General features: G+C 68.4%; 5 protein-coding genes. All 5 read right to left on the bottom strand.

All coding sequences use genetic code 11. The features are described from left to right. Nucleotides 1-61 precede the first annotated feature (61 nt). Nucleotides 62-1615 (bottom strand): alpha/beta hydrolase, encoded by a 1554-nt coding sequence (locus L978_RS06580; protein ID WP_047521574.1) that lies wholly within the window; start codon nt 1613-1615, stop codon nt 62-64. After that, the gene (locus L978_RS06585; protein WP_047521576.1) at nt 1612-2769 is read right to left on the bottom strand and encodes a DNA polymerase III subunit delta'; all 1158 of its coding nucleotides are present in this window, start codon (nt 2767-2769) and stop codon (nt 1612-1614) included. The genes L978_RS06580 and L978_RS06585 overlap by 4 nt, the downstream gene beginning before the upstream one ends. 71 nt (nt 2770-2840) lie before the next feature. Then, on the bottom strand, nt 2841-3470 hold the full coding sequence (tmk, locus tag L978_RS06590) for a dTMP kinase (RefSeq protein WP_047521578.1): 630 nt from the start codon (nt 3468-3470) through the stop codon (nt 2841-2843). Continuing rightward, nucleotides 3467-6328: a type I DNA topoisomerase gene (topA, locus tag L978_RS06595; RefSeq protein WP_047521580.1), complete on the bottom strand. Its 2862-nt coding sequence runs from the start codon at nt 6326-6328 to the stop codon at nt 3467-3469. Before topA ends, tmk begins: the two co-directional genes overlap by 4 nt. 77 nt (nt 6329-6405) lie before the next feature. Continuing rightward, nucleotides 6406-6626, bottom strand: a 221-nt coding sequence (locus L978_RS18900; protein WP_047521582.1) for a hypothetical protein, incomplete at its 5' end; no start/stop codon positions are given.

The following is a 6626-nucleotide window of genomic DNA, read 5'->3' on the forward strand; positions in this document are numbered from 1 at the left end:
CGTGAGCGGCGCGATCACCGATATTACCCTGTCTCGCGCTCGCTCGCGAATCGGGCCGGTCTCACTCGCAGCGGAGGCCGTCTTCGGGCACCACGTCGTCGAGCAGGAACGCCTCGACCGCGTCGTCGACGCAGATGTTGCCCTTGTTGTAGCCGGTGTGCCCCTCGCCCACGCGAGTGATGAGAACGCCCTCCTCCAGCTGATCCGCGAGCGATTCGGACCACTCGTACGGGGTCGCCGGGTCGTTGGTCGTCCCGATCACGAGGATGGGTCCCGCTCCTTCGGCCGTGATCTCACCCCGGGTTCCGGTCGGCGGATAGGGCCAGACCTCGCAGGAATCCGGACCGCTCCAATACGGCGCGATGGTGGGGGCACCCTCGGCGATCTTGGCATCGATGGCGGCTTCCGCGGCGGGGTCGTCCTCCACCGGGTAGTCCATGCAGTTGTATGCGCGGAACGCCTCGGTGGAGTTGTCGATGTAGACGCCGTCTTCGCGGCTGTTGTAGAAGTCGGCGAGGAGGAACGCCGAGGTCGGGTCGCCCTGCAGAGCCTCATCGAGCGCCTGCGTGAGGAATCCCCAGTTGTCCTGCGAATAGAGCGCCGCGATGATGCCCGTCAGCAGGGTGTCCGCGCCCATGAGTCGACCGTCTCCGCTCTGCAAGGGCGTGCGATCGACGCTCGCCAGCAGCGCTCCGAGATCGGCCATCGCTTCATCGACCGTCCCGGCGAACGGGCACTCCCCGGAGTCGAGGCAGCTCTGCATGTAGGCGCGCAGCGCCGATTCGAAACCGAGTGCCTGCGTCGCGCCGACCTCGAGGCCGGGGACAGCGGGATCGATCGCACCGTCGAGCACCAGACGCCCGGCCTTCTCGGGGTAGAGCTTCGCGTAGGTCGCGCCGAGGAATGTGCCGTACGAGTAGCCGAGGTAGTTCAGCTGCTTGTCGCCCAGCACGGCACGGATCAGATCCATGTCGCGGGCGGCGTTGACGGTGGTGATGTACGGCAGGATCCCGCCGCTGTTCGCATCGCACGCCTCGGCGAACGACTTGTGTGCGTCGAGCAGTTCGGCCTCCCACTCCGCGGTACCGCGGGCGGCGGCGGGGATGCCGTAGAGGTAGTCGTCCATCTCGGGGGCGTCGTAGCAGGTCACCGCGGTCGAGTCGCCGACTCCGCGCGGGTCGAAGCCGATCACGTCGAAGTTCTCGATGAGGTCGGCCCCGACGGCGAACCCGAGGTTGTTCAGGACGAGGTCCACACCGCTGGCGCCCGGGCCACCGGGGTTGGTCAGCAGCGAGCCGACCGGGGTCCCCTCTGCCCGGTGGCGCACGACCGCGAGCGTGACGTCGCCCGCTGCCGGGTTCTCCCAGTCGAGCGGCGCCGTGACGTCGGTGCAGTCGAAGCCGGTGCCGCACTCGGTCCAGGTCAATTCCTGCGAGTAGAACGGCAGCAGGTCTTCTGCCACACCCTCGGTATCGGGAGCGGCGGTCGTGGACGGCCGCGAGGACTGCTCGGGGATCATCGCGTAGAGGCAGCCGGAGAGGGCGACGGAAGCCGCGGCGAGGCCGGCGATGGCCCCGAGGGCACGCCGGAAGCGGGAAGTCGATCGGTTGTTCACGGTTTCCTCCCGCTCGTGATCGTCACGAGCAAGCTCTCCAGGGCGAGCAGCGGAGCGACATTGCGCTCCAGGGACTGCCGCGTCTCGGCTAGGTGGTCAAGTACGACAAGAGTACGGGTCACGGGCCAGACGGCCGCGAGCTCCTCGAGTTCGGGACGGAGTTCTCGGTTGATGAGGTCGCCGCCACGGTCGAACTGCAGCATCACGACGTCACGGAACAGCGATTGCAGGTCGGTGAGCACCCGGTCGATCCCGTCGCGCAGACTCCGGGTGGCGCGCTTCTTCTGATCGTCTTCGAGCGCGGACAGCTGGGTGCGCAGCGCCGGCGGCACCGCCTGGCCCTCCGCGATGCCGATCGTGCGCAGCAGCGAGGCGCGCTCGCTCGCATCGCGCTCGGCCGTGAGCGCCTTCGCATCCTCCGTCGCGGCCTGGATGATCCGGCCGGCGACCTCGACGGCATCGCCGACGCCGCGTACACCGAGGACGGATCGCAGCGTCTCGTCGCGGCGACGGCGCGCCGCATCGTCGGTCGCGAGCCTCTGGGCCATGCCGATGTGGCGCTGCGCGTGCCGAGCGGCCTGCTCGGCGATGGCCTCGTCCGCCCCCGTGCGCAGGCTGATGAGACGCGCGACATCGTCGACGTCCGGTTCCGTCAGCCGCAACGACCGCACGCGAGAGCGGATCGTGGGCAGGAGGTCGGCCTCGCTGGGGGCGCACAGGATCCAGACCGTCTGCTCCGGCGGCTCCTCGAGCGCCTTCAGGAGCACGTTGGACGTGCGCTCGACCATGCGGTCGGCGTCTTCGACCACGATCACGCGATATCGCCCGGCGGAGGGGGCGAAGTAGGAGCGCTCCACCAGGCCTCGGGCCTCGGCGATCGTGATGATGACCTTGTCGGTGCGCAGCGCGGTGACGTCGGGATGCGTGCCCGCCAGCACTTGCCGCATCACGTTCTCGTCGTCGGGGTGATCGGCGATCAGCGCGGCCGCGAAGGCATAGGCCAGGGTCGATCTTCCTGATCCGGGTGGACCGGTGATCAGCCAGGCGTGCGACAGCGCGGCGGGATCGGAGGCGGCGGCACGGAGCGTGTCGACCGCGGCGTCCTGCCCCCACACATCCACCCACGGGAACGGAGCGGGAACGGTCTGGGGCATGTACTCAGCCTAATCGGGACCACTGACCTCGTCGGGACCCTGACCTCCCCTCGCGGAGAGCCGCGGGCTGATCAGCCGAGCAGGTCTCCGACCCGCGCGCGGATCCGTTCGGCGATGCTCTCGGGAGAGGCAGCGGCGTCCAGAACCAGGAACCTGTCGGGCTCGGCGTCGGCGAGCGCGAGGTAGGCATCGCGGACCCGGCCGTGGAACTCTTCCTGCTCGGCCTCGAGGCGGTCGAACGGCTTGTCCGCCGAGTCGAGACGGGTGCGTGCTGCCGCGGGATCGAGGTCGAGAAGCACGGTCAAGTCGGGAAGGGCACCTTCCGCGGCCCAGAGCGACAGGTCGCGGATCTCTTTCGCATCGAGCACGCGCCCGGCTCCCTGATACGCCACGGACGAATCGAGGTAGCGGTCCTGCAGCACGACGTCGCCACGCTCGAGCGCCGGTCGCACGACGGTCGCGACGTGATGCGCACGGTCGGCCGCGTACAGCAGAGCCTCCGCGCGCGGCGCGATGTCACCACGGTGATGCAGCACGATGTCACGGATCAGCTGGCCGACCTCGGAGCCGCCCGGTTCCCGCGTGCGCACGACCGTGCGACCCGCAGCCACGAGCCACTCGGCGAGCAGGTTCGACTGCGTGGTCTTGCCGGACCCGTCGCCGCCTTCGAGCGTGATCCACACCCCGCGGCCTGAGGTCACGAGTCCGCCTTCTCGGCGGCCTTCGCGGCCGCGTTCGCCGCACGGGTGGCCGCCGCCTTCTTCGCCGCCGCCGACCGCGCGGCCGATGTCGCCGCTGTCGTCTTCTTCGCGGGAGCCTTCTTCGCGGGAGCCTTCTTCGCGGAGGTCGCCTTGGCCGCCGCCTTCTTGGCTGGCGCCTTCTTCGCCGGAGCCTTCTTCGCTGCTCCCCGCTTGGGGGCCGGCCCCTTGGCACGCTTGTCGGCGAGCATCTGCACCGCGATCTCGAACGTGATGTCTTCGACGGTCTGACCACGCGGGATGGTCACGTTGGTCTCTCCGTCGGTGACGTACGCCCCGAAACGACCGTCGCGAATGCGGATCGGCTTGCCGCTGACGGGATCGGCCTCGAACTCGGCGAGCGCGCTCGACGCCCGTCGACCGGCACCGTACTTGGGCTGCGCGTAGATCTCGAGCGCCTGCTCGAGCGTGATGCTGAAGATCTGCGACTCGCTCTCGAGGGAACGGGAGTCCGTGCCCTTCTTCAAGTACGGACCGAAGCGGCCGTTCTGCGCCGTGATCTCATCACCGGATTCCGGGTCGACACCCACCACGCGCGGGAGGCTGAGCAGCTGCAGCGCCGTGTCGAGGCCGATCTCATCGACGGACATCGAACGGAAGAGCGATGCCGTCCGCGGCTTGGGTGCCGCGTCCTTCTTCGCTCCGCGCTTCGGCTTCGGGGCCTCGACGACCTCTCCGGTCGCTTCATCGATCGCGGCGTCTTCCGCCACCGGATCATTCTCTTGCACATAAGGCCCGAAGCGGCCGTCCTTGACGACGACGATCTTGCCGTTCGCCGGGTTCTCCCCGAGCACGCGGTCGCCCGCGACAGGAGCATCGATGAGCTCCTGTGCCTTCTCCGCTGTCAGCTCGTCGGGCGCCAGGTCTTCCGGCACGTTCACGATGCGCGGCTTCGCCTCCGGGTTCTCGGGGTCGGCGACCTCGAGGTACGGGCCGTACTTGCCGAAGCGGAGAGTGGCCGTGTCGGTGATGCGCGTGGAGTTCAGCGCACGCGCATCGATCTCGCCGAGGTTGTCGACGACCTGACGGAGGCCGACGTGCGAGTCCGAGCCGAAGTAGAACGACTTGAGCCATTCGACACGGTTCTGTTCACCGCGCGCGATGGTGTCGAGGTCGTCTTCGAGCGCTGCCGTGAAGTCGTAGTCGACGAGGTCCGCGAAATGCTCTTCGAGCAGACGCACCACGCTGAACGCCAGCCACGTCGGCACCAAGGCCTGGCCGCGCTTGACGGCGTAACCGCGGTCGAGGATCGTCTCGGGGATCGACGCGAACGTGGAGGGACGACCGATGCCCTTCTCCTCGAGCACCTTGACGAGCGAAGCCTCGGTGTAGCGCGGCTTCGGCGTGGTGCGGTGGCCCTTCGCCTCAGCGTCCGACACCGCGAGCTGATCGCCCACGGCGACAGCCGGGAGCGACTGGTTCTCCGCAGCATCCGCGTCACCGCGCTTCTCGTCCCGCCCTTCCTCGTAGGCCTCGAGGAAGCCCTTGAAGGTGTAGACGGTTCCGGACGCCGTGAACTCGGCCTTCTTCCCCGCGGCATCGACGGCGATCGTGACCGTGGTGGTCTCGTACTTCGCGTCGGCCATCTGGCTGGCGACCGTGCGCTTCCAGATGAGGTCGTAGAGGCGCTGCTCATCGCGATCGAGCTCGGACGACAGCGATGCCGGCGTCCGGAAGTTGTCGCCCGAGGGACGGATGGCCTCGTGCGCCTCCTGCGCGTTCTTGCTCTTGGACTTGTAGACCCGCGGCTTCAGCGGCACGGCGGCATCACCGTAGAGGGCCACCGCCTGGCTCCGCGCCGCCTGCACCGCCTGGGTGCTCAGCGACGTGGAGTCGGTACGCATATAGGTGATGTACCCCTTCTCGTACAGCCGCTGGGCGACACCCATCGCCTGCTTGGCTCCCATGGAGAGCTTGCGCCCGGCCTCCTGCTGCATCGTCGAGGTCGTGAAGGGCGCGTAGGGGCTGCGCGTTCCCGGCTTGGCCTCGACCTTGGTGACGGAGCCGGAGCCGACCGCGTCGATCGCCTCGGCGAGAGCGGAAGCCGCGGCTTCATCGAGGACGACGACGGCCTTCTTGAGCTTTCCGTCGTCGTCGAAGTCGGCGCCTCGTGCGAGCTGGCCGCCGTCGACGCGGACGAGGCGGATCTTGAAGGACGTGCCGGACGCCGCGGCTGCGGCGTCGACGTCCCAGTACTCGGCGGAGGTGAACGCCATGCGCTCACGCTCCCGGTCGACGATGAGTCGGGTCGCCGCCGACTGGACGCGTCCTGCGGAGATTCCGGTCTTGACCTTGTACCAGAGCACCGGGGAGACGTCCCAGCCGTACAGGCGGTCGAGGATGCGGCGGGTCTCCTGGGCATCGACGAGGTCGTGGTCGAGCTCGCGGGTGTTGCCGACGGCCGCCTGGATCGCATCCTTGGTGATCTCATGGAAGACCATGCGCTTGACCGGGACCTTGGGCTTGAGGGTCTCCAGAAGGTGCCAGGCGATCGCCTCGCCTTCGCGGTCCTCATCTGTCGCGAGCAGGAGTTCGTCGGCACTCTTGAGGGCGCGCTTGAGCTCGGCGACCGTCTTGGTCTTGCGATCGGACACGACGTAGTACGGGTCGAACCCGTTGTCGATGTCGATCGAGTACTTCCCGTAGGCCTGCTTGTCCTCCGCCGGAATGTCCTTCTTGTCGGCGAGGTCGCGGATGTGGCCGACGGAGCTGAGCACCTCGTAGCCGTCGCCGAGGTATCCCTGAATAGACCGCATCTTCGTCGGGGACTCGACGATGACGAGCTTCTTGCCTTCAGCCAAGGGTGCGTCCTTTCTTCGAAGCACACCATACACACCACTGTGTGGGGTCATTCACAGTGAGCGAGGTCGCGCGGCCGTCACTGTCCCTCGGGTGGCCCGGCACGGGCTCGGGAGACGGCTGCGAGTCCAGCGTACGCCGCCTGCACCTCCACGGTCGCCACGAAGCCCTCCAGAACGCATCCGGTGAGGTCGGCACCGGCCGCCTCTGCGACCGTCGCGGCGAGGGCGCACGGCTCCGCCGAGGTCGGCACGGCGCCGCTGGCGGCATCGGCCGCAGCGAGTGCCGCGGCATCCGCAG

Source organism: Microbacterium sp. ZOR0019, from assembly GCF_000800925.1.
Taxonomy (GTDB): domain Bacteria; phylum Actinomycetota; class Actinomycetes; order Actinomycetales; family Microbacteriaceae; genus Microbacterium; species Microbacterium aurugineum.

Excerpts from the sequence above, each read along its gene's own strand:
- L978_RS06585 (WP_047521576.1), bottom strand. The coding sequence starts at position 2,769 with ATGCCCCAGACCGTTCCCGCTCCGTTCCCGTGGGTGGATGTGTGGGGG.